Origin of the sequence: Kitasatospora sp. GAS1066B (assembly GCF_041262605.1) — a bacterium.
Taxonomy (GTDB): Bacteria; Actinomycetota; Actinomycetes; order Streptomycetales; family Streptomycetaceae; genus Kitasatospora.
Map to the genome: position 1 here is coordinate 1 of NZ_JBGCCO010000012.1, position 20,388 is coordinate 20,388.

The window sequence follows — 20,388 nt, forward strand, 5'->3', positions numbered from 1 at the left end:
ACAGCCCGCAAGACAGGCACGACGAAGCCAGCAGCGAAGAAGACGAAGAAGTCCAACACCCCTCGCCCCCGCCGCACAGGTTAAAGATCAAGCTAAAGGCTGTCTCGTAACTCCGTAGGCTGCGTGGCGCTGGTCTGGGTGTGCAGGTGCTGTCGGCGGAGCGTCGTGAGCTCATCGAGGTGCTCACCGGGCTACGCCCGGCCCAGTTCAGGCGCTTGGGTCCAGGCGGTGAAGTACCGCGGCGGCCGGGCACTGGACCCATCCAGGCCGGGCCGGCCGTGGGCGCTGTCCCTGGAGGACAGGGTGCTGCTGGTCGCGGTCTACTACCGGACGAACCTGACGATGCGCCAACTGGCACCGCCGTTCGGTGTCTCACCGACAGCTGCCCACCGGATCATCGATCGGCAGAAGGACGCCAACCGCTCCCACCGCCGAGTACGGGCACGGGTCGAACACGCCGTCGGAAGATCCTCCGCGCGTGCCGGCGTAGAGGCCCGGCCGTCTACTGGGCCGCCAGCCGCGTCGCCCGCATGCACAACCTCGCGCTCGCCGACTGAGGTCAGAACACTCGGCCAGGCGCATGCCCCAATGCTGCCAGCCGAGTTACGAGACAGCCTTGAGTGCGTTATTGTCACACGGCTCGGGGCCCCGTGCGTTCTCCGCCACTGATCAGCGCGTGGAAAGCGACTGATCTTGGGGTTGCTGAGGGGCTAGCCGGACGAGCCCCCTCAGCAACCTCGCTCCGGCCTGCGTGGCTCAACACGTTGACTTGGCAGGGAAGTCATCAGCCCGGACCCGCTCCGCCATAGCCGGCCCGGACGACCCCGGCCGCTACTGAAGTTGAATTCGTGATGTCGGTCAGCTGCCCATGGTCAGACCAGTGCTGGCGAGGTAGCCGTCGACTGCCCGCCCTGGCACCGCCGCACGGAAAACCGGTGTCGCCGACAGCTGAGCCAGCCCTACCGTTCTGGCTCATGGATGACACCACCGCCCCGCCGCGGCTGACCCGGCTCACCTTCCACGGCCCGCTCTCCGAGGACCGGGCCGCCAGGATGATCCGCCGGCTCAGCGCCCAAGCCACCCCGGTCACCGTGCTCGACATCGGCTGCGGCTGGGGCGAGTTCATGCTCCGCCTCCTCGAGGCGACGCCCGGTGCGACCGGCGTCGGCATCGATCTCAATGAGGACGACCTCGCCCGCGGGCGCGCCAACGCTGAGGCCCGCGGGCTGGGCGAGCGCGTCCGCTTCGTCCAGGAGTCCGCCGTCGACACCGCCCATGGCCCCGCCGACCTCGTTCTCTGCTTCAGCGCCAGCCACGCGCTCAGCGACGCCCAGCCACCTGAGCACACGACTGCCGCCCTGCGCGCTCTTCGCCGCCTGGTCACCCCGGGCGGCCGTGTCCTTCTCGGCGAGAGCTTCTGGCAACGCACGCCCACTCCAAGCGATTTGTCGGCCATGTGGCCCGACGCCTCCCCCGCTGAGTTCCACGACCTCCCCGATCTCGTCGACCTCGCCATCGCCGCGGGCTTTCGCCCCGCCTGGATCGAAACCGCGAACCTCGACGAATGGGACGACTTCGAGTCCGCCTACCAGTCCGACGTCGAGGAATGGCTTGCCGCCCACCCCGACCACCCCCTGGCGAAGGAGACCCGCAACCGTGTCGACCGCCACCGCGCCATGTGGCTCCGGGGCTATCGCGGCGTCATGGGCCTGGCCTACCTGACCCTCGTTCCCGTGAGCTGAGGGGCGAGCAGCCTCGGCTTCCCAGCGTGGTGGTCTACCGACCGATCGTTGAGGTTGTCGAGGTGCCGCACGTACTCACGCCGGTCCGGTCCCACCCGCGACGCGGACTCGACGCTGTAGGTGCCAAGAACCACGTCCGTGCTGGTCAGTTGACGTATGGACACTGTCGCGAGGCCGGCCGGTCGAGTGACAGCGGAGGTCTCGCTCGGTGTTTGCCAGCTGGTTCCGGTCGGTTCCAGGATGGTCCGGTGTTGCTGCGACTGCCCTACCTGGCCTTGACAAGTGTGTTCATCTTGATACGGCTCCTGCCGATGAGCGACCGCGACAAGGACGCCGCCTCCACCGTGTGGAACATTCTCAAGGAGCACGGCATCGACCCCGCACCCGAACGCGACCACACCACCTGGGCGCCGTTCCTCCGCTCCCAAGCCCACGCCATCCTCGCCGCCGACTTCTTCGAGACCAGGACACTGACCGGGGCGACTGTGACCGTCCTCGCGGTGATCGAGCATGCCACCCGGCGCGTGCGGGTCCTCGGCGCGACCGCCCACCCGACCGCGGCCTGGACGACCCAGCTCGCTCGGAACATGGTCATGGACCTTCAGGACACGGGCACCAGGGTGAAGTTCCTGATCCGGGACCGGGACGTCCGCTACCCAGCCGCTTTCGACGCCGTCCTGCGGGCCGAGGGCATCGAGGTCGTCCAGACCGGCATCCGAATGCCGCGGATGAACGCGATCATGGAGCGCTGGGTGCGGTCCTGCCGAACCGAGCTCCTCGACCGCACCCTCATCTGGAACCAGAACCACCTACTCCACGCGCTACGCGAGTACGAGCAGTTCTACAACACGCACAGACCCCACCGCAGCCTCGCCAGCGCCGCGCCCCTACACCCACTGCCCGAACCCGTCGCCGAACCCGACCGGGCTCACCCACCTCGACGTCCGCCGACGCGAGCGCCTCGGCGGCATTCTGCACGAATACCAACATGCAGCGTGACCAGCACGGACGTGGTTCTTGGCACCTACAACCTCGCGCTGGCGCCCCACCGCACCGCTGGGCAGCCATGACGCCGCCGCAGCGACGCGGGCCCGTGCCGGACCTGCCCTACGCGGGGCCGACGTGCGCCGCGATGACGCGCCATCCGCCGCGGGGCGTGTGGACCCAGGTGCGCGTGTAGCGCACGCGCGCGGTGAACTCCCGTCCCTCGAAGGTTCCGGCGAGCGTGCCGAGGAACCAGGTGACACCGGTCGGGCCCACGACCAGGACGGCAAGGTCCTCCTCGTCGACACGGGTGAGGCGCTGTCGGCCGCTCCGCTGGAGCTCCAGGTCGTCGTCCTTCGCGTACGTGCGCCCGTCCGGTCCGGTGAAGACCAGGCGGTCGTCGAGCAGGGCGTCAAGTGCGGTGACGTCGGCGGCAAGTTGCGCGGCCTGCAGACAGCGTTCGGCGGAGCGCAGGTCCTCGGTCGACGCACTGGCCTGATCGGTGTCCATGCCAGGCACAGTACCCGAGCCACCCGGGTGCGAGCCGCTGCTCGCGGCCCGCCCACCGTCGCCAGCAGGCTGCCGACCAGGACGGCAATGTTTCCGGCCACGCCGCCCTCGGCGGTGGAGGACTTCAGCTACCCCGGGGCGGCGCAGATCCTGGCCTCCCAGAACATCACCCTCAAGTCGGGTGACGGGCACATCCTGCTCACCGACTGCGCGTCAGGTGGGAACCTGGTGCAGCTGTACAGCCGGACGGCGACGACCACGCCCTGAAGGCCACCCTGAACACCGCGGGCACCGTCACCAGCGTCGACATCGCCAAGAACGCCTGGACCCCGGTCGGCGAAGGCACCTCCACCGGCGCCCACCACCCTGCTGGAGCTCAACGCCACCGGCGGCCCGGCCGCCACCGCCCCCACCAGCTCCGTTCCGGCCGTCGGCACCATCACCGTCGGCCAGCCCCGCCACCCCGGCTCGCGCTCCTGCACCGCCACCCTGGTCGCCCCGCAGTGGCTGCTCTCCGCGGCCAGCTGCTTCGCCGACAACCCCGCCGACCTCAGCACGGTGCCCTCGGGCGCGCCCAAGACCGCGACCACGGCCACCATAGGCAGCCACACCCTGGCCATCGCCGAGCTCGACCCCCGCACCGACCGCGACCTCGTGATGGCCCGGCTCGCCCAGCCCGTCACCGACGGGGCCCCGATCGCGGTGTCCAGTACCGCGCCGAGCGCGGCCGAGAGCCTCCAGGTCGTCGGCTTCGGCCGCACGAAGACCGAGTGGCTGCCCAGCAGTTCGCACAGCGCCGTCTTCACCACCGGCGCCGTGAACCCGACCAGCATCACCCTCTCCCCCGGCACCCCCGCGGACGTCACCGTCTGCCAGGGCGACGCCCGATCTGGTCGGCTCGGACGGACAGCCGATAACCTCCCTGGGCAAGGTCTACAAGAAGGTGCCCGTCAACGGAGTCGACACCGTCGGCATCGTGGACGCCGGCACCACGGTCCGGGTCCAGAGCAGGCTTGACCCGACCGACAAGAAGGGGTGGATCGTCGCCTCGATCTTCCCCCTGGCCAAATAGCGAGGAGGAGCCATGACGGAGCGATACCGCGAGCTGGACTTCGGTCTCAGCAACCTGATCAGGACCTTCCAGCAGGGCTGGCGGGAACGAGGGGGGAGCGACCTCGACCTGCTGAGGGCCTACGCCGTCGGCAACCCCCCGGAAGTGGTGCAGGCCCTGCTGGTCGACGCGCTCCGGCTGGCCGACTCGGCCGTGCCGACCTGGGCGATCGAGGCGCTCTGGTCGGCTGCCACCGACCGCTGTCACGACCTGGCGGCCGAGGGCTGGGAGGGCCGTGACTGGCTGCGGCAGATCGTCGAGCTCTGTCAGGAGCGGCTCCTGAAGGAGGACCCGACCTACCGGGCGAGCGTTCCACGGGACGCCTACGCCCACCTGACCGGGGCGGTGCTGGACGAGATCATGCTGGTCTCGACCGGCATGCTGGCGGGGGCGCTGCGCGCGAACTGGCACTACGTGCCCGGCGTCGTGCCCGCGCTCAACCTGGTGGCGACCCAGGTGTCGTGCGAACTCGCCTTCCGCCTGCTCCTGCTCGAACTCACGGCCTACGGGCCCGGGATCACCAGGGCCCAGTACGACCGGTACGTGGCGCTCGGCGCGAAGTTCGAGTACGGGGAGCTACTGGTGGAGGGTTACGAGCACCTGGTGGAGTAGCGGGGCGCGGATGCCCGCCGCTACTCCACCTTGCCCGACTCGAACTCGCCCGCCGGGGGCCACTGCTGCGCGAGGTCGAAGAACGAGGGCTCGTCGCCGGAGCGGACGACGACCGGCGACCGGCGACGGCCGGACCGTCACCCAGCTGCGGGTTCCCGACCAGACCAGCGAAATCACGTGTTTCGCCTCGCTGCTGGAACCCTACGACCTGACCGGGTCACCGTCACGGCAGACGCCCCGCACACCCAGCGCGCCCACGCGCGCTTCCTGGTGGAGGAGAAGAAGGCCCACTTCCTGCTGATGGTCAAGGCCAACCAGTGCGCCACAAAGCGCTCTGACGCATCCCCGACGCAGGCGGGACAGACTCGAAGGGAGGTCTGCTGGGTCCGAGGGCTTACCTGGAACCGAAAGGCGAAGGGGACCAGAGCATGCCAGGAACGGTGGCCGGGCCCAGGTGCCTGGGACGCGTGCCGGGGGACCCGCGCGGTATGGCGAAGGCTTGATTGCTTGAACCCCAATCTCCGGCGGCAGCAATTTGCTGCGACCGGAACGGCACCTGAAACCGGTGCCCGCCGTGGCCGGGGCGTCCTGCTTCGCCCCGACCACCCTTCGCGGCGGGAGCGATGCCCAGTGAGAGAGGACCGGCCGGAGGCATGCGGCTGCCGGGAACGCGCGCTCCTCACCCGCTACGCTGCCGTGTTGGGTTCAGCGTGGTGCGTTCACGGGCGCCGTAGGCGCGGGGTGGGGCAGTAGCGCGTGCCGCCTTCGACTGCAACGGTTGGCCCGGGGGCGATCTCGGTGAAGCCCGCGTCGTGCACCAGCGGCAGCCGTCCGTCGCTCAACTCGCTCCAGCGCGCTGGCTCCGCGGTGCGCACCGCCAGCGCGAAGCCGCTCTCCGCCCACTCCTTGCGCTGCGCCTCGTCCAGCCGCCACCAGGCGAGCTGGGCCGCGTGGCCGGTCTGCGCCATGGTCTTGCCGGCGCTCATCTCCAGCTCGGGGTTGAGCCAGAGCACCGGCAGGCCTTCGCCCGGGGCCGCGAGCACCACGTCCTGCGGGTCGCTCAGCTCGGTGCCGGAGACCTGAAGCTTGGCCAGCTCCTTGGGCCAACCGTCCAGCGGGACCGGCGGGAAGACCCGCACCTCGGCGTGCTCCCCGGTGACGGTGATGCCGGGCAGCTCCCCCGTCTTGCGCCACTCGCCACCGCGCGCCCGCCGGACCACCTTGCGGATCCGGGCGTCCTCCCAGGCGTGCACCAGCTCCGCCCACTCGCCGTCGCCACTCGCCCTGGGGTCGGCGAGCAGGGTGAGCACCGCGCGGGCCGAGGTCTCCAACGCGTCGGTGCGGGCCGGCGGGTCGGCCTTCTCCAGGTGGACCACCAGCGGCAGCACGTACTGCGGCCTGGCGTCGCGGTCCACGGGGGCGGCGGCCGGGCTCGGGGGGTCGAAGGGCTCGGAAGGTGAGGTGGTCACCCCGACAGGCTACCCGCGCTGCTCGGCCGTCCCGTCGGCTACCTGCGGTAGCCGCGGCCCGGCTCGCGCTCCTCCGCCTCCTCGTACGGGAGGAACCAGCCCTCGGGGTGGGTGGCGGAGAGCAGCGTGTCCAGCCGCGCCGAACTGTCCTCGTCCGAGTCCGCTCCGGCCAGGTCGTACACCCCGAGCAGTTCGTCGGAGCAGCCTTCCCAGTCGTAGTCGTACAGGTCGGCGGGCAGGTCGCCCATCAGGTCGGCCACCGCCTGGGGTTGCGAGCCCAGCAACGCGCGGGCGTCGGCCAGCGCCAGGCGCAGCGCCAGCTCCTCGCCCGGGCAGCGCGGCAGCGGCCACTCGCCGAGCCCGAGGTCCTCGGCCAGGTCGTCGAAGGCCCGGGCCATGGCGCGGCGCCAGGACCGGTGCATGCCCCAACTGGCCTGTGGCAGGCGGGCGAAGATGGCCCAGTCCTGGTCGTCCTCGTCGGCCACCGGCTCGTCGCCGTGCTCGTCCAGATCGTCGTAGGCGGCGTCCGCCAGGGCCAGCAGCTGGGTGTGCAGCAGGCACGCGGTGCGCGGGGTGAGGGTCCAGTCGCCCGGCTCGCCGTCCTCGCCGTCCAGCGGGAAGAGTTCGGCGAAGTCCGGCGCGAAGTCCTCGGTGGCGCTGATCTCCAGGGTCCCGCCGATCGCCTCGATCCCGGGCACCGCGCCGATCAGCCGGTCCGGATGCAGCAGCGCGCCGAGCGCGGCGTGCGGGTCCTCGGAGACCTCGCGCAACAGCTCCATCCGCTGACTCGCGGGATCGATCCCGGTGAAGTCGAACTCCTCGACGGCCGCCACGGCCGCGGCCCGCAGTGCCGGCCAGTCCGTCACCCGGATCCCGAGCACCACGGTCGCCTCGACCTCCAGCGCCCCCGGATTGTCGGTCGCGCCCGGCCCCTGCGGATGATCACGTCGCTCGCCCATGCGCCTACGGTACGGCTTTTCGCTGCGGCACTCACCGGTGCGGTGGAGGTTTTCGGGCGCGGTTGCCGGACGTGGCGGGACCGGGCCCGCAGGATGGGGGGATGAGCAATCTCGATGAGTACGGTGGCGGGCCCGGGCCGGGTGCCGATGTGCTGGTGGTCACCACCAACGACGTGCCGGGGTACCGGGTGGAGAGGGTGATCGGGGAGGTGTTCGGACTCACAGTGCGAAGTCGGCATCTGGGGACGCAGATCGGCGCCTCGTTCAAGTCGATGCTCGGCGGCGAGCTGCGAGGGCTGACCAAGACGCTGGTGGAGAGCCGCAACCAGGCGATGGAGCGGCTGGTCGAGCAGGCCAAGGCACGCGGCGGCAACGCCGTGCTGGCGATGCGCTTCGACGTGACCGAGGCGGCCGACCTCGGGACGGAGATCTGCGCGTACGGCACGGCGGTGGTGATCAGCCCGACCGGCTGACGGGAACATCCGGTGACGCCCGCGATGTTTCACGGACGTGACTGTTGAAGGCGCAACCGAAGTCGACGTGGTCGTGATCGGCGCGGGCCAGGCGGGCCTGTCCGCCGCCTACCACCTGCGCCGACGCGGCTTCGCCCCGTTCGACGGCTTCGTGGTGCTGGACGCCGACCAGGCACCCGGCGGAGCCTGGGCGCACCGCGCGCCCTCGCTGCGGATGGCCACCGTGCACGGCTTCCACGACCTCCCGGACTTCGAGCTGCCGCCGGCCGATCCGGGTGCCCCCGCGCGGGAGGTGGTGCCGGGGTACTTCGCCGCGTACGAGGCCCGCCACGCGCTGCCGGTGGTACGCCCCGCCAGGGTGGGCGCGGTGCACAGCACGGGAGACCGCTTGCTGGTGGAATCCACCGCCGGGAGCTGGTCCGCCCGGGCCCTGATCAACGCCACCGGCACCTGGACCCGCCCCTTCCTCCCCCACTACCCCGGCCACTTCGGCGGCCGCCAACTGCACTACGCCGACTACCGGGAGCCTGCCTCGTTCGCGGGGCAGAAGGTGGCCGTGGTGGGCGGCGGCGCCTCGGCGATCCAGCTGCTCGCCGAACTCGGCGAGGTCGCCGAGACGGTCTGGGTGACCCGGCGCGAACCGGCCTTCCGCGACGGCCCGTTCAGCCCGGAGGCAGGACGCGCGGCGGTCGCCCTGGTCGAGGAGCGCGTGCGCCAGGGACTGCCGGTGCGCAGCGTGGTCAGCGTGACGGGGCTGGGCCCCTCGGTGGCACTGCAGCGGGCGCGCGAGTTGGGGGTGCTTCAGCGGCACCCGATGTTCGACCACCTGACCGAGCACGGGATCGCCTGGGGCTCGGAGGAGACCCCGGTCGACGCGATCATCTGGGCCACCGGCTTCCGCCCCGAGGTCAGCCACCTGACACCGCTGGGCCTTCGCGAACCGGGCGGCGGCATCCGCCTCGACGGCACGCAGGCGGTCGCCGACCCGCGCGTCCACCTGGTCGGCTACGGCCCGTCAGCGAGCACCATCGGCGCCAACCGGGCGGGACGGGCGGCGGTCAACGGGCTCGTGAAGCTGATCGGCACGCCCGTTCTTCAGCCCGGATAGGGCTGCTCCCGACCCCGGCCGTCCAGGACTCCCCCGGACAACCCGGTACGTGCTCAGGCGTCGTAGTCCACCGTCACCTTGTCCGTCACCGGCCGCGCCTGACAGGTCAGCACATAGCCCGCCGCCAACTCCTTCTCCTCCAGGGCGAAGTTGCGGCGCATCTCCACCTCGCCCTCGGTGACCAACGCCCGGCAGGTGCCGCAGACGCCGCCCTTGCAGGCGAAGGGGAGGTCGGGGCGGGAGTGCTGGGCACCGTCCAGCACGCTGCGGTCGCGCGGCAGGCGCAGGGTGCTGCGGCGGCCGTCGAGGACGACGGTGACCTCGCTGCGGCCCTCGGCGGACGGCTCGTCGTCCGCGCGCTCGGTGATCGGTTCGTCCTCGGCGTGGAAGAGTTCCTGGTGCACGGTCTGTGGCGGGACGCCCAGTGAGCCCAGCAGTTCGCGGGTCTCGGCGACCATGGCGAACGGGCCGCAGAGCCACCAGTGGCCGACGGCGGGGACGTCCACCAGGGCGGCCAGCAGGGACTTGACCCGGTCGGTGTCCAGGCGGCCGCTGAGCAGTTCGGCGTCCCTGGCCTCGCGGGAGAGGACGTGGAGCAGCTCGAAGCGGTCCAGGTAGCGGTCCTTGAGGTCGGCCAGCTCGTCGGCGAACATCACGGTGTCGCTGCGCCGGTTGCCGTAGAGCAGCGTGACGGTCGACGAAGGGTGGGCGGCCAGCACGGTGGCGGCGATCGAGACCATCGGGGTGATGCCGGAGCCGGCGGCGATCAGCACGTGACGGGCCGGGACGCTCAGGTCGGCGGTGAAGGCGCCGCTGGGCGGCAGCACCTCGACGGTGTCCCCGACGGCCGCGCGGCGCACCAGGTGCTCGGAGAAGAGCCCGCCGGGCACCTCGCGCACGGCGATCCGCAGCGGGCCGCCGGCCGGGGAGCAGATCGAGTACGAGCGCCGCTCATCGGCGCCGTCGGCGAGTTGACGGAGCGTCAGGGTCTGTCCTGCCCGGAAGGCGAAGTCGGCGGAGAGGCCGGAGGGCACCTCGAAGGTGACGGCCACCGCGTCGTCGCAGAGCCGGTCCAGCGCGGCGATCCGCAGGGGGTGGAACTGCGCGCGGCGGGTCGCCATCAGATCTCCTTCATGCGTTCGAACGGCTCTCGGCAGGCCCGGCAGCGCCAGAGCGCCTTGCAGGCGGTGGAGCCGAACCTGGACAGCTCCTCGGTGTCGGCCGAGCCGCACTGCGGGCAGTCGACGGCAAGCCTGGTCCGCCCCAGCTGGAGCAGCCCCGGGGACGACGGGCCCGGCGGGGCGATCCCGGCGGCGGCGAGCTTGGCCCGGCCGGCGGGGGTGATCAGGTCGGTGCTCCACGGCGGGTCGAGCCGCAGCCGCACCCGGACCTCGGTGAAACCGGCCGCGCGCAGCCGCAGTTCCACGTCGGCGGCCATCTCGGCGACGGCTGGGCAGCCGGAGTAGGTCGGGGTGAGCCAGGCGGTCACCGCGGCGCCGTCCTGCTCGACCTCCGACAGCACGCCGAGGTCCGCCAGCGTGAGCATGGGCAGCTCGGGGTCGGGCACGGCGCCCGCGATCTCGGCGGCGTGCCGGGCGGCCAGGGTGCTCACCATGTCGCCCCCGGGTGCTCGCGGGCCACGCTCTGCAGCTCGGCCAGCAGCGGCCCGAGCGCCTCGGTGTGCACGCCCTCGCGCCCGGCCTTGCCGCCGATCCGGGCCAGCGGCCCGGCGGTGGGCACCGTCAGTTCGGCCTCGGCGAGCACGGCGGCCAGCTCGGCCAGCACCGGCTCGCGCAGCTCGGCCGGGTCGAGCCCGAGCCGCAGTTCGGCCTCGTGGGCGGTGAACAGCTCGTCGAGCAGCGGCCAGACGGCATCGAGGCCGGCCTGCATCCGCGCTGCCGAGTACGCGGTGCCGTCGCCCAGCCGCACGGTCCAGGCGGCCGCGTACTCCTGGTGGTAGGCCAGCTCCTTGACCCCGCGGGCCGCGACGGCGGCCAGCACCGGGTCGGGCGAGGCGGCGGCCAGCCGCTGGTAGAGCGCGCGGCGGGCGGTGGCGAAGAGCAGCAGCCGGGCGATGGAGAACGCGAAGTCGCCGTTGTCCAGCTCGACCAGGCGCACGTTGCGGAACTCGTGCTCGGCCCGCCAGTACGCGAAGTCGTCCTCGGTGCGCCCCGTGCCGTCCGCCTGCCCGGCCCGGGAGAGCAGCAGGCGCGCCTGGCCGAGCAGGTCGAGGCCGAGGTTGGCCAGCGCCACCTCCTCCTCCAGCTCGGGCGCCTTGGTGCACCACTCGATCAGCCGCTGGGCGAGGATCAGCGCGTCGTCGCCGAGCAGCTGGCAGTAGAGCGAGAGGTCGGCTCCGTCGACGTCCGGCGGCACCGTGGTGTCGACGCCGAGCAGCGGGTCGGCGAAGCCGGTGCCGTACGCCCAGCGGGCCTCGGCCTCGTGGTCGCCCTCGGCAAGCGTCAGGTAGACGTGGTCATCGGTGGTCATCGGGTCCCCCGGATCAGATGTGCGGGACATCCTCGGGGATGTCGTAGAAGGTGGGGTGGCGGTAGACCTTGTCGCCGCTGGGCTCGAAGAACGGGTCGCGCTCGTCGGGCGTGGAGGCGGTGATCGCCGCCGAGCGGACCACCCAGAGGCTGACCCCCTCGTTGCGGCGGGTGTAGAGGTCGCGGGCGGCGAGCAGCGCCATCCGGTCGTCGGAGGCGTGCAGCGAACCCACGTGGACGTGGTTCAGGCCGCGCCGTGGCCGGACGAAGACCTCGTAGAGCGGCCAGGTGTGGTCAGACATGGGACTCCTCACGCTTCTTCGCATACGCCGCGGCCGCCTCGCGGACCCAGGCGCCCTCCTCGTGGGCGGCCCGGCGGCGGTCGATCCGCTGGGTGTTGCACGGGCCCTGGCCCTTGATCACCCGCATCAGCTCGGACCAGTCGGGCTCGCCGAAGTCCCAGCCGCCGCGCTGCTCGTTCCACCTCAGCTCGGGGTCGGGCAGGGTGATGCCGAGGTGCTCGGCCTGCGGCACCGTCATATCGACAAATCGCTGTCGCAGCTCGTCGTTGGTGTGGCGCTTGATCCGCCAGGCCATCGACTGCTCGGTGTTCGGCGACTCGGCGTCCGGCGGGCCGAACATCATCAGGGACGGCCACCACCAGCGGTCCACCGCGTCCTGGACCATCCGCCGCTGCCCCTCGGTGCCGCGCATCAGGGTCATCAGCAGCTCGTAGCCCTGGCGCTGGTGGAAGGACTCCTCCTTGCAGATCCGCACCATCGCCCGCGCGTACGGACCGTAGCTGCACCGGCAGAGCGGGACCTGGTTGCAGATCGCCGCGCCGTCCACCAGCCAGCCGATCACACCGACGTCGGCGAAGTTCAGCGTCGGGTAGTTGAAGATCGAGGAGTACTTCTGCCGGCCGCTGATCAGCTTCTCGGTCAGCTCCGCGCGGTCCACCCCGAGGGTCTCGGCCGCCGCGTAGAGGTAGAGGCCGTGGCCTGCCTCGTCCTGGGCCTTGGCGAGCAGGATCGCCTTGCGCCGCAGCGAGGGCGCCCTGGTCAGCCAGTTGCCCTCGGGCTGCATGCCGATGATCTCGGAGTGCGCGTGCTGGGCGATCTGGCGGATCAGGGTGGCCCGGTACGCGTCCGGCATCCAGTCGCGCGGCTCGATCCGCTGCTCGGCGGCGACCACCGCCTCGAAGCGCTCGGCCAGCCCGGCGGGCACCCCGGGCTCGGCGGTGTCGGCCGCTTGCACTGCCACCATGACGATTCCTCCCGACTGACCGTTCGGTCGGTTCCATTGTGTAGCCATCGGCCTACCAATGACAAGGACCCCTCCGCTGACCGGCCGAAACGGCGCGGGCACGGCCGGGAGAACGCCGAGGGCGGGCCCGACCTGCGGGCCCGCCCTCGGCAGGACGCCGGCACGGTGCCGGCGCTACGCCACGATGCCGGCACCACGCCGGCTCAGGACCGGCGCCGGGCCGGCCGCCGGCTCAGGGGCGCGGCCGCACCGCCTCGGGTGCCGCACCCGATCGCGGCCGCAGCCGGGGCATCGGCACCGCGAGCAGCCCGGCCAGCAGCGCGATCCGCGGCGCCAGCTGGTCCAGCTCGATGCGCTCGTCGCGCGCGTGCGGCCCGGCGCCGACCGCGCCCAGGCCGTCCAGCGTGGGCAGCCCGCGGGCGCCCGCCAGGTTGGTGTCCCCGGCCCCGCCGGCCGGGGCGCCGTCGACCTGCTGTCCGAGCGCGGCGGCCAGCGTGCGCACGTGATGCAGCAGCGCGTTGCCGCCGGAGCGTTCGGGCCAGGCCGGCCGGCTGGAGAGCACCTCGGTGGTGATCAGCGCACCCGGACGCAGCGCGGTCAGGTGGGCCAGGCTGTCCAGCGTGCTGCGCTGCGCCTCGGGGGTGGCGAAGCGCAGGCCCAGTTCGGCCTCGGCCTGCCCGGCGATCACGTTCGCCCTGGTGCCGCCACGGATCCGGCCGGTGTTCAGCTCGGTGCCCGGCTGGTGGCCCAACTGGTCGCGGATCTCGACGAGCTGGTCCACCAGCTCGTCGACCGCCGAGGTGCCGTCCTCGGGATGGTTGCCCGCGTGCGCCTCGTGCCCGGTGACGGTGAGCTTGACCCGGCTGACCCCTCGGCGCGCGGTCTTCAGCCGGCCGTCCTCGTGCGGCGGTTCCAGGCCCAGGACGGCGGCGGCGCCGGGGAACTGGCGCTCCACCACGCGGCGGCCGTCCGGGCTGCCGACCTCCTCGTCCGAGGTCACCACCACCCGTACCGAGTGGTACGGGCGCAGGCCGAGATCGGCGAGGAGGGCGAAGGCGCCTTCGAGGAGGGCCAGTCCGCCCTTCATGTCGAGCACGCCAGGGCCGCTGAGCACACCGTCGTGCTCGGTCACCGGCCAGTCCGCCAGGATGCCGGCGGGCCAGACGGTGTCGTGATGGCCGACGAAGAGCAGGTGCGGGAGGTCCTCGTGCTGGCCGCGCCAGTGCAGCAGCAGGTGGTCGCCGGCCGCGCCCTTCTCCCGGCTCACCTCGGCGCCGGTGGCCCGGTAGCCGGCCGACAGCTCCTCGGCCAGCGCGTTGAGCCGCTCGGCGTCGCCGCTCGGCGACTCGATCCGGGCCAGGTCCGCGCAGCGGCGGCGGACGGCGACGGAGAGGGTACGGGCCCGGGCGGTGAGGGTGCCCGGGAGCGTGGGGAGCGTCTCGTCGTCGGCGGCCGGGTCGGCGACGGCCGACCGGGAGGTGGCCACCGTGGCCGTGGCGGCAGTGGTGGCTGTGGCGGCGGTGGCTGGGGACGTCGAGGTCGTGGTGGGCGTCGTGGTGGGCGTCGTGGTGTGCGGACTCATCGGACACCTCCGCGGCCGCGGCCCGTACTCAGCGCACCCGGCGTCACCGGGCGGCCGCCTCGGCCGGCCATCACGGCGCGGGCCCGACCGGCGGCCGGCGGACAGCAGACCGGGGCGGCCGCCGGGCAGCGGCCCGACGGCCGTGGACCGTCCGACGACTGTGGACTGTCCGACGTGCGCCGGCGACCGGCCGGCCGCCGGCTCGCCAGCCGTACGACGGCGGGTGGCCGAAGGGTCTGTGGTGCGATGGAACGACTGCTCGACATACGTCCTCCTCGCTCGATCCGGCGGTCCCGATGCGGCCGGGACCCCCGTGGGCAGCGGCCTCCGGGTTGCGGTGCGGGTGACACCGTGGCAGGGGAAGCCGAAGTGAGCCTAGAAGAACGCGTCGGTTTCCGGCGAGGTGGCCCATGCCGCGGACCGGACCGGGGGCGTGCGCGGGCTCGCCAGCGGTGCTGGCGGGGATGTCGGGGCGCGGCTGTTGGCACGTCGCGGCGCACGGACCCGGACCGGCCGGAGCGGACGCGGTCACCGGATCGCGCCCACTCCTCCACGATGGACCCGCCGCGACGCTTCAGCATGGCGAATCGCCAACGGCGCACCGATCCACGCCGGATGGGTGATGGGCGGGTCGGCTGCTGAGCGGTTCGCGCGTCAGGGGTGGTGGGGCGCCCCCGGGGGGGGGGGGGGCCCCCCCCCCGGCCCCCCCGGGGGGGCCGCGCGCCCCGGGGGTAGCCCCGCGCCGCCCCCCCGTGGCGCCCGCCCCGGCGGCGGGGGGGCGCCGGGGGGGGGGCGGGGGGGGGGGGGCGGTGGGCGGGGGGGCGGGGGGGCGGGGGGGGGGGCGGGGGGGGGGGTGGGGGGGGGGGGGGGGGGGGGGGGGTGGGGGTGGGGGGGGGGGGGGGGGTGGGGGGGGGGGGGGGGGGGGGGGGGGGGGGGGGGGGGGGGGGCCCCCCCCCGGGGGGGGGCGCCCCCCCCCACCCCTGTTCAGCCCTGTTCAGCCCTGCTCAGCGCTGTTTCAGCCTCGCTCAGCCGACCTTGGCCAGCTGCCAGCTCTGGTTGGCGCCGCCGTTCGCCGGCCACTCGATCGCCTCGGCGCCCATCACCAGCGAGGCCCCGTTGATGTCGACCAGCTCCCCGTCCGAGCGCGACTCCAGGGTGTAGCGGCCGTTGCCGGCCGGGACCACCAGCCACTGCTGGTTGGTCCCGCCGTTCGGCGTCCAGAGGTCGAGCTGGGTGCCGGGCACCGGGCTGGTGTTCGGCACGTCGAGGGCCTTGCCGCTGGCCACGCCGGTGACGGTGTAGTAGCCGTCGCCGGTGGCGGTCAGCCGCCACTGCTGGTTGCTTCCGCCGTCACCCGGCCACTGGATGACCGGGGTGCCGTCGGCGGTGCCCTGGTTGGCGGCGTCCAGCAGCTGGCCGCTGTTGCCGTTGACCAGCTGGTAGGTGCCGTCCAGCGAGGTGCTGTCGCCCGGGGTGATGGACAGATTGCTGAACTGCGCGTTGTAGTAGCCGCCGGTGCCGAGCGCGATCTGGCCGGCGCCGTAGCTGCTGTCGGTGACGGTGGCCAGCGTGACCCCGTCGAGCCGGGCGGTGATGGTGCTGTCCTGGAACGACAGCTCCAGGTGGTGCCAGGTGTTCAGGCCGAGCGCGGCGACCTGGCCGGAGGCGAGGGTGGTGAAGGTCCAGCTCTGGCCGTCCTTCAGGATCGTCCAGCGGCCGTCGTCGCCGACCCGCAGGTTGTAGGCGTTCAGGCCGTTGTTGTTGCGGCCCTGGGTGCCGACCCGGCCGAGCAGTTCGGCGGTGCCGGACTGCTCGAGCAGGGCGTCGGCGCCGACGGTGTAGTTGGTCCAGCTCAGGTCGCCCATGGTGGCGTAGGGCTGGTCACCGCTCTCGTCGGTCCACCGGATCGGGGTGGTCGGGGCCTGCTGGCGCAGGCAGTTGCCGGCCCGGCCGCCGGCGCACGGCTCGGTCTCGAAGGCGCCGTTCATGCTGCTGAAGTAGCGGGCCTCCTGTCCGGTTCCGGTGCCGGCCAGGCTGTCCTGGTACGGCAGGGCGAGCACGCTGCGCTGCGGGGAGCTGGCGGCGCCGGCGCCCTGTCCGGTGGTGGTGGTCACGGTGTAGATCCGGCCGGGCTGCAGGGTCAGCCGGTAGCTGCCGTCGGCGGCCGGGGCCAGGTCCGGGCCCGGGACCAGGTGCGCGGTCGAGGAGTTGGAGGAGAAGTCGGTGGACCAGACGTGCAGCGCACCGCCGGGCAGGCCGCCGGTGACGCGCAGGGTCGCGGTCTGCGGACCGGTGGCGTCCATCGTCTCGAAGACGCTGCTCCAGGCGCTGCGGTCGGGTGCGGCGTAGCTGACGTAGCTGCCGTTGGCCCGGTCACCGGCCAGGTAGCCGGAGCCGGTGTCCAGGTACTGCCAGCCGGGCGCGGTGAACTGGGTGGTCTGCGCGATGGCCCAGGTGCTGCGGCCGACGGCGTAGGCGCCGGACCACGGCTGGTCGGCCGTGACCAGGCCCATGGTGTTGAAGCCGAGGTTGGAGTAAAGACCGGCGACCAGCGGCCAGTTGATGAAGGCGGTCAGCTTGGCGTCCAGGTAGCCGCGGTTGAGGGCGCGGGCGATCGGGGCGGCGCCGGTGTCGGCGTCCTCGGAGCCGTTCTCGCTGGCCCAGAGCTGTTTGCCGGTGGCCTGCGCGTCGGGCGTACTGCTGCAGCTGGTCATCGCCGACATGTAGCCGCAGGGGTAGTGGGTGCCGACGATGTCGACGGCGTCGTTCAGCGCCTGGTCGCTCCGCATCGCGGTGGCGATGTCCCAGGTGTCGTCGGCGCCGACCACCTTGGTCGCGCCGAAGCCCGTGGCGGCCAGGGTGGCGTGCAGGTTCTCGTACCAGGCGGCGTTGTAGCCGCGCTCGTTCCAGCCACCGAGGTAGTCGATGGTCAGGTTGTGCTGCCTGGCGCAGCCGAGCCAAGACATCAGGTAGTCGATCGTGTCCTGGGACCAGAAGTTGCCGTTGCCGATCCAGCCGGGGGCGCCCCAGGAGAGGGCGTAGAGCTTGATCCCCGGGTTGCGGGCCTTGGCCTGCTCCATCAGCCACCACTCGTAGCCGTTGTCGCAGTCGATGCTGCCCCGGGTGTGCTCGATGGAGGACTCGGCGCCGTCGGTGGAGTTGGTGTCGCCGCCGATCTCCACCTTGAGGATCTGCAGCGCGGCGCCGTGGCCGGGGGCGAAGAGGTCGTCGAGGATCTGGCCGCGCTGCGGCTCGGGGTAGTCGAGCAGCAGGCGCGAGTTGCCGCCGCCGCCGCTGATCGCGCCGACGCCGTCGAAGGTGCGGCCGGACGAGGTGCCGTCGACGGTGACGGTGGTGGGGGCGATCGCCGCTTGGGCGGCGGCGCGGGAGGTGGTCGCCGAGGCGGCGGGGGGCGGCGCGGCGGGGGCCGGCGCGGCCTGGGCGCGGCTGGTGAGCAGGGACAGGCAGAGCGCGAGGACAGCCAGGGTGGCCGGAGCGAGGCTGCGCGGTCGGGTGCGGGGGTGGGTTCGGGGGTGGGTTCGCATCTGGATGCAGTACTCCCGTGGTTCGCCGTGGGGGATTATGCGCGGGGGGTGCGGTGAAACGAACGCAACTGAGCAAAATCACACAGTAGGGACGGGATGACGCACCGTCAAGGATCGTGCGCGGGGTGACAGTTGGGCGCGTCCGGATGACGGATGACCGATGTCAGCGGACAGCTGACCGATGACAGTTATTGAAATCTGTCATCCGTCATGCCAAAGTTGTCTCCCAGGGCACCCGCCACCCGCCCCGCCCCGCACAACCCCGCCCACCCCCTCCCCCGGAGCCCCAGATGACCGTCATCGGCACCCGCAAGCTCGGCCGCACCGGCCCCACCACCTCCGCCCTCGGCCTCGGCGCGATGGGCATGTCCGACATGTACGGCCCGGCCGACGAGGCCGAGAGCATCGCGACCATCCACGCCGCCCTGGACGCCGGGGTCACCCTGATCGACACCGGCGACTTCTACGGCATGGGCCACAACGAGCTGCTGATCCACGACGCGCTGCGCGGCCGCGACCGCGAGTCCGTCCAGCTCAGCGTCAAGTTCGGCGCCCAGCGCGGCCCGGACGGCTCCTGGCTGGGCTACGACGCGAGCCCCGCCGCCACCAAGACCGCCCTCGCCTACACGCTGCGCCGCCTGCGCACCGACTACGTCGACGTCTACCGCCCCGCCCGGCTCGACCCGAACGTCCCGATCGAGGAGACCGTGGGTGCCATCGCCGACCTGGTGAAGGCCGGCTACGTCCGCCACATCGGCCTCTCCGAGGTCGGCGCTGCGACCCTGCGCCGGGCCGCCGCCGTGCACCCGATCAGCGACCTGCAGATCGAGTACTCGCTGATCTCCCGCAGCCCGGAGGCCGAGGTGCTGCCCACCGCCCGCGAGCTGGGCATCGGCGTGACGGCCTACGGCGTACTCTCCCGCGGCCTGCTCAGCGGCCACTGGACGCCGCAGCGCGAGCTGGCCGGCACCGACTTCCGCGGCCACAGCCCCCGCTTCCAGGGGGAGAACCTGGCCCACAACCTCGCCCTGGTCGAGGCGCTGCGCGCGATCGCCGAGGCGAAGGGCGCCAGCGTGGCCCAGGTGGCGATCGCCTGGGTCGCCGGGCGCGGCGAGGACGTCGTGCCGCTGGTCGGCGCCCGTCGCCGGGAGCGGCTGAGCGAGGCGCTCGGCTCGGTCGACGTGCACCTGGACGCCGCCGACCTCGCGGCCATCGAGGCGGCCGTCCCCGCCGATGCCGCCGCTGGTGAGAGGTACGCTGCCGCACAGATGGCCCACCTCGACAGCGAGCGGAGCGAGCACAGCGCGCCCCGCGAGCACTGAGTCGATCGGCGGTCTCCCGGGGCGGGCATCACCCCGGGAAGACCGCTCGGGCCTTCCGACAGCCCAGGCCGTCAGCCGTCAGCCGTCAGCCGTCGGCCGCATCCGCCGCACCAGATAGGACGTAGCGCTCCGTGACCAGCGACACCACCCTCACCCCCGAGCAGATCCTCAGCGCGGCCGAGGACGTGCTGCGGCGGTTCGGCCCGGCCAAGGCCACCGTGGTGGACATCGCGCGCGTCCTCGGCGTCAGCCACGGCAGCGTCTACCGGCACTTCCCCAGCAAGGCCGCGCTGCGCGAGGCGGTCACCCAGCGCTGGCTGGACCAGGAGCACGAGAGCCTGCAAGCGATCACCCTGGAGGCCGGCCCGGCCGGCGAGCGGCTGCACCGCTGGCTGGCCACGCTCTTCGCGGCCAAGCGCAAGAAGGCGCTGGACGACCCCGAGCTGTTCGCCACCTACCTCACCCTGGTCACCGAGAACAGCGGCACCGTCGACGCGCACCTGGACACGCTCACCGCACAGCTCGCGCACGTCATCCAGGACGGCATCTGGCAGGGCGAGTTCAGCGCGGTCCAGGTCGAGACCATGGCCCGTGCGGTGTTCCAGGCCACCGCACACTTCCACGACCCCGCGCACGCCGCCGAGTGGGCCGACGAACGCCGCTCGAGCGCCGACTTCGAGGCACTCTGGTCCCTGCTGCACGCGGGCCTGCGCGGCAAGTGGGGCAACGGCGAAGCGAAACCGCGCCCCGCGAAGAAGTGACGCGAGAAGTGACGCGAAGAAGTAACGCAGAGAAGTGGCGTGGAGAAGTGACGTAGAACTGACGGTACGTCAATCCGACGGGCGGCCGGTTTTCCGCGAACACCGCCACTGATCAGCCAAGTTGAGGATTTCATCCGTGTAAAGGATCGCTCCCGTGCCTTGCCGCCGATCCTGACCGCGCACTAGCGTCAGCCCCACACCAACCCGCGCCATCGCGGTCGGGTGTGGGGCTTTCTGCTGTCAGGTACTTGACATCCCATCAGATGTCATGCCCCTGCCAGTGATGGCTTCGCAGTCTGCGCTCGCTCCCCCACCCGCGTGCGCGGCCCCCGGCAGGCGGGCCGGTCACGCCGTACCGATCAGCGCATCCGCACCGCCCGTGGCACGTGCACCGCCCGCGCCACGCGCACTGCCCGTGCTCTCCGCACCGCCCGTGCCATCGCATCGCCCGTGCT

The 20,388-nt window shown here is 72.5% G+C and carries 18 protein-coding genes and 3 pseudogenes; 11 read left to right on the forward strand and 10 right to left on the reverse strand.

The genetic code is table 11. The features are described 5' to 3' along the window. Positions 1 to 140 precede the first annotated feature (140 nt). The 3 genes and pseudogenes from ABH937_RS15295 to ABH937_RS15305 all read left to right on the forward strand — a co-directional run. Positions 141 to 402: pseudogene (locus ABH937_RS15295) on the forward strand (transposase family protein); the annotation flags it as partial. Between the two features lie 572 nt (positions 403 to 974). After that, complete coding sequence (locus ABH937_RS15300; protein WP_370218454.1) at positions 975 to 1,742, forward strand: cyclopropane-fatty-acyl-phospholipid synthase family protein; 768 nt, start codon at positions 975 to 977, stop codon at positions 1,740 to 1,742. Positions 1,743 to 2,068: 326 nt separating this feature from the next. Beyond that, positions 2,069 to 2,741, forward strand: a pseudogene (locus ABH937_RS15305) (integrase core domain-containing protein); the annotation flags it as partial. 108 nt (positions 2,742 to 2,849) lie between these two features. Here the strand turns inward: ABH937_RS15305 and ABH937_RS15310 are convergent. Further along, positions 2,850 to 3,236 carry a nuclear transport factor 2 family protein gene (locus ABH937_RS15310; protein ID WP_280691630.1) on the reverse strand — a complete coding sequence of 129 codons (387 nt, stop codon included), beginning with the start codon at positions 3,234 to 3,236 and terminating at the stop codon, positions 2,850 to 2,852. Between the two features lie 87 nt (positions 3,237 to 3,323). On the opposite strand from ABH937_RS15310, the gene ABH937_RS15315 reads away from it, so the two are divergent. The 4 genes and pseudogenes from ABH937_RS15315 (at position 3,324) to ABH937_RS15330 (ending at position 4,959) form a co-directional block, all read left to right on the forward strand. After that, positions 3,324 to 3,503 (forward strand): hypothetical protein, encoded by a 180-nt coding sequence (locus ABH937_RS15315; RefSeq protein WP_280691631.1) that lies wholly within the window; start codon positions 3,324 to 3,326, stop codon positions 3,501 to 3,503. 102 nt (positions 3,504 to 3,605) lie between these two features. Then, a pseudogene (locus ABH937_RS15320) lies at positions 3,606 to 4,103 on the forward strand (trypsin-like serine protease); the annotation flags it as partial. Between the two features lie 76 nt (positions 4,104 to 4,179). Next, entirely contained in the window at positions 4,180 to 4,308 is a 129-nt protein-coding gene (locus tag ABH937_RS15325) for a hypothetical protein (protein ID WP_280691632.1), read from the forward strand. Between the two features lie 12 nt (positions 4,309 to 4,320). Next, positions 4,321 to 4,959, forward strand: a complete 639-nt coding sequence (locus ABH937_RS15330; RefSeq protein WP_280691633.1) for a hypothetical protein — start codon at positions 4,321 to 4,323, stop codon at positions 4,957 to 4,959. 719 nt (positions 4,960 to 5,678) lie between these two features. Here the strand turns inward: ABH937_RS15330 and ABH937_RS15335 are convergent. Both ABH937_RS15335 and ABH937_RS15340 read right to left on the reverse strand, forming a co-directional pair. Continuing rightward, complete coding sequence (locus ABH937_RS15335) at positions 5,679 to 6,428, reverse strand: peptidyl-tRNA hydrolase (RefSeq protein WP_370218456.1); 750 nt, start codon at positions 6,426 to 6,428, stop codon at positions 5,679 to 5,681. Between the two features lie 38 nt (positions 6,429 to 6,466). Beyond that, complete coding sequence (locus ABH937_RS15340) at positions 6,467 to 7,387, reverse strand: hypothetical protein (protein ID WP_370218458.1); 921 nt, start codon at positions 7,385 to 7,387, stop codon at positions 6,467 to 6,469. Positions 7,388 to 7,488: 101 nt separating this feature from the next. Here ABH937_RS15340 and ABH937_RS15345 point away from each other — a divergent pair, with 101 nt between their 5' ends. Both ABH937_RS15345 and ABH937_RS15350 read left to right on the forward strand, forming a co-directional pair. Then, entirely contained in the window at positions 7,489 to 7,860 is a 372-nt protein-coding gene (locus ABH937_RS15345) for a YbjQ family protein (RefSeq protein ID WP_370218459.1), read from the forward strand. Positions 7,861 to 7,897: 37 nt separating this feature from the next. Further along, a complete protein-coding gene (locus ABH937_RS15350; RefSeq protein ID WP_370218460.1) occupies positions 7,898 to 8,968 on the forward strand; it encodes an FAD-dependent oxidoreductase in 1,071 nt (356 codons plus the stop codon). Positions 8,969 to 9,021: 53 nt separating this feature from the next. On the opposite strand, the gene paaE is transcribed toward ABH937_RS15350, so the two are convergent. From paaE to ABH937_RS15385, 7 genes are all read right to left on the reverse strand, one after another. Next, the gene (gene paaE / locus ABH937_RS15355) at positions 9,022 to 10,089 is read right to left on the reverse strand and encodes a 1,2-phenylacetyl-CoA epoxidase subunit PaaE (protein WP_370218461.1); all 1,068 of its coding nucleotides are present in this window, start codon (positions 10,087 to 10,089) and stop codon (positions 9,022 to 9,024) included. After that, positions 10,089 to 10,583, reverse strand: a complete 495-nt coding sequence (gene paaD, locus ABH937_RS15360) for a 1,2-phenylacetyl-CoA epoxidase subunit PaaD (RefSeq protein ID WP_280691639.1) — start codon at positions 10,581 to 10,583, stop codon at positions 10,089 to 10,091. Before paaD ends, paaE begins: the two co-directional genes overlap by 1 nt. Then, a complete protein-coding gene (gene paaC, locus ABH937_RS15365) occupies positions 10,577 to 11,458 on the reverse strand; it encodes a 1,2-phenylacetyl-CoA epoxidase subunit PaaC (RefSeq protein WP_280691640.1) in 882 nt (293 codons plus the stop codon). Before paaC ends, paaD begins: the two co-directional genes overlap by 7 nt. A 13-nt stretch (positions 11,459 to 11,471) precedes the next feature. Then, the gene (gene paaB / locus ABH937_RS15370; protein WP_370218462.1) at positions 11,472 to 11,759 is read right to left on the reverse strand and encodes a 1,2-phenylacetyl-CoA epoxidase subunit PaaB; all 288 of its coding nucleotides are present in this window, start codon (positions 11,757 to 11,759) and stop codon (positions 11,472 to 11,474) included. Then, positions 11,752 to 12,723: a 1,2-phenylacetyl-CoA epoxidase subunit PaaA gene (gene paaA / locus ABH937_RS15375; RefSeq protein ID WP_280691642.1), complete on the reverse strand. Its 972-nt coding sequence runs from the start codon at positions 12,721 to 12,723 to the stop codon at positions 11,752 to 11,754. Before paaA ends, paaB begins: the two co-directional genes overlap by 8 nt. Positions 12,724 to 12,955: 232 nt before the next feature. Beyond that, positions 12,956 to 14,305: a M20 family metallopeptidase gene (locus tag ABH937_RS15380; protein WP_280691643.1), complete on the reverse strand. Its 1,350-nt coding sequence runs from the start codon at positions 14,303 to 14,305 to the stop codon at positions 12,956 to 12,958. 1,025 nt (positions 14,306 to 15,330) lie between these two features. Next, positions 15,331 to 17,850, reverse strand: coding sequence for an RICIN domain-containing protein (locus tag ABH937_RS15385; protein ID WP_370218463.1), 2,520 nt, complete (start codon positions 17,848 to 17,850; stop codon positions 15,331 to 15,333). Positions 17,851 to 18,140: 290 nt separating this feature from the next. On the opposite strand from ABH937_RS15385, the gene ABH937_RS15390 reads away from it, so the two are divergent. Both ABH937_RS15390 and ABH937_RS15395 read left to right on the forward strand, forming a co-directional pair. Then, positions 18,141 to 19,172, forward strand: coding sequence for an aldo/keto reductase (locus ABH937_RS15390; RefSeq protein WP_370218464.1), 1,032 nt, complete (start codon positions 18,141 to 18,143; stop codon positions 19,170 to 19,172). A gap of 131 nt (positions 19,173 to 19,303) precedes the next feature. After that, a complete protein-coding gene (locus tag ABH937_RS15395) occupies positions 19,304 to 19,933 on the forward strand; it encodes a TetR family transcriptional regulator (protein WP_280689902.1) in 630 nt (209 codons plus the stop codon). Positions 19,934 to 20,388 lie beyond the last annotated feature (455 nt).

Bases quoted from the DNA above. Each gene is read 5' to 3' on its own strand.
- paaB (WP_370218462.1), bottom strand. From the start codon at position 11,759: ATGTCTGACCACACCTGGCCGCTCTACGAGGTCTTCGTCCGGCCACGG.
- paaA (WP_280691642.1), bottom strand. From the start codon at position 12,723: ATGGTGGCAGTGCAAGCGGCCGACACCGCCGAGCCCGGGGTGCCCGCC.
- ABH937_RS15330 (WP_280691633.1), top strand. From the start codon at position 4,321: ATGACGGAGCGATACCGCGAGCTGGACTTCGGTCTCAGCAACCTGATC.
- paaD (WP_280691639.1), bottom strand. From the start codon at position 10,583: ATGGTGAGCACCCTGGCCGCCCGGCACGCCGCCGAGATCGCGGGCGCC.
- ABH937_RS15390 (WP_370218464.1), top strand. From the start codon at position 18,141: ATGACCGTCATCGGCACCCGCAAGCTCGGCCGCACCGGCCCCACCACC.
- ABH937_RS15385 (WP_370218463.1), bottom strand. From the start codon at position 17,850: ATGCGAACCCACCCCCGAACCCACCCCCGCACCCGACCGCGCAGCCTC.
- ABH937_RS15315 (WP_280691631.1), top strand. From the start codon at position 3,324: ATGTTTCCGGCCACGCCGCCCTCGGCGGTGGAGGACTTCAGCTACCCC.
- ABH937_RS15380 (WP_280691643.1), bottom strand. From the start codon at position 14,305: ATGAGTCCGCACACCACGACGCCCACCACGACGCCCACCACGACCTCG.
- ABH937_RS15300 (WP_370218454.1), top strand. From the start codon at position 975: ATGGATGACACCACCGCCCCGCCGCGGCTGACCCGGCTCACCTTCCAC.
- ABH937_RS15345 (WP_370218459.1), top strand. From the start codon at position 7,489: ATGAGCAATCTCGATGAGTACGGTGGCGGGCCCGGGCCGGGTGCCGAT.
- paaE (WP_370218461.1), bottom strand. From the start codon at position 10,089: ATGGCGACCCGCCGCGCGCAGTTCCACCCCCTGCGGATCGCCGCGCTG.
- paaC (WP_280691640.1), bottom strand. From the start codon at position 11,458: ATGACCACCGATGACCACGTCTACCTGACGCTTGCCGAGGGCGACCAC.
- ABH937_RS15340 (WP_370218458.1), bottom strand. From the start codon at position 7,387: ATGGGCGAGCGACGTGATCATCCGCAGGGGCCGGGCGCGACCGACAAT.
- ABH937_RS15310 (WP_280691630.1), bottom strand. From the start codon at position 3,236: ATGGACACCGATCAGGCCAGTGCGTCGACCGAGGACCTGCGCTCCGCC.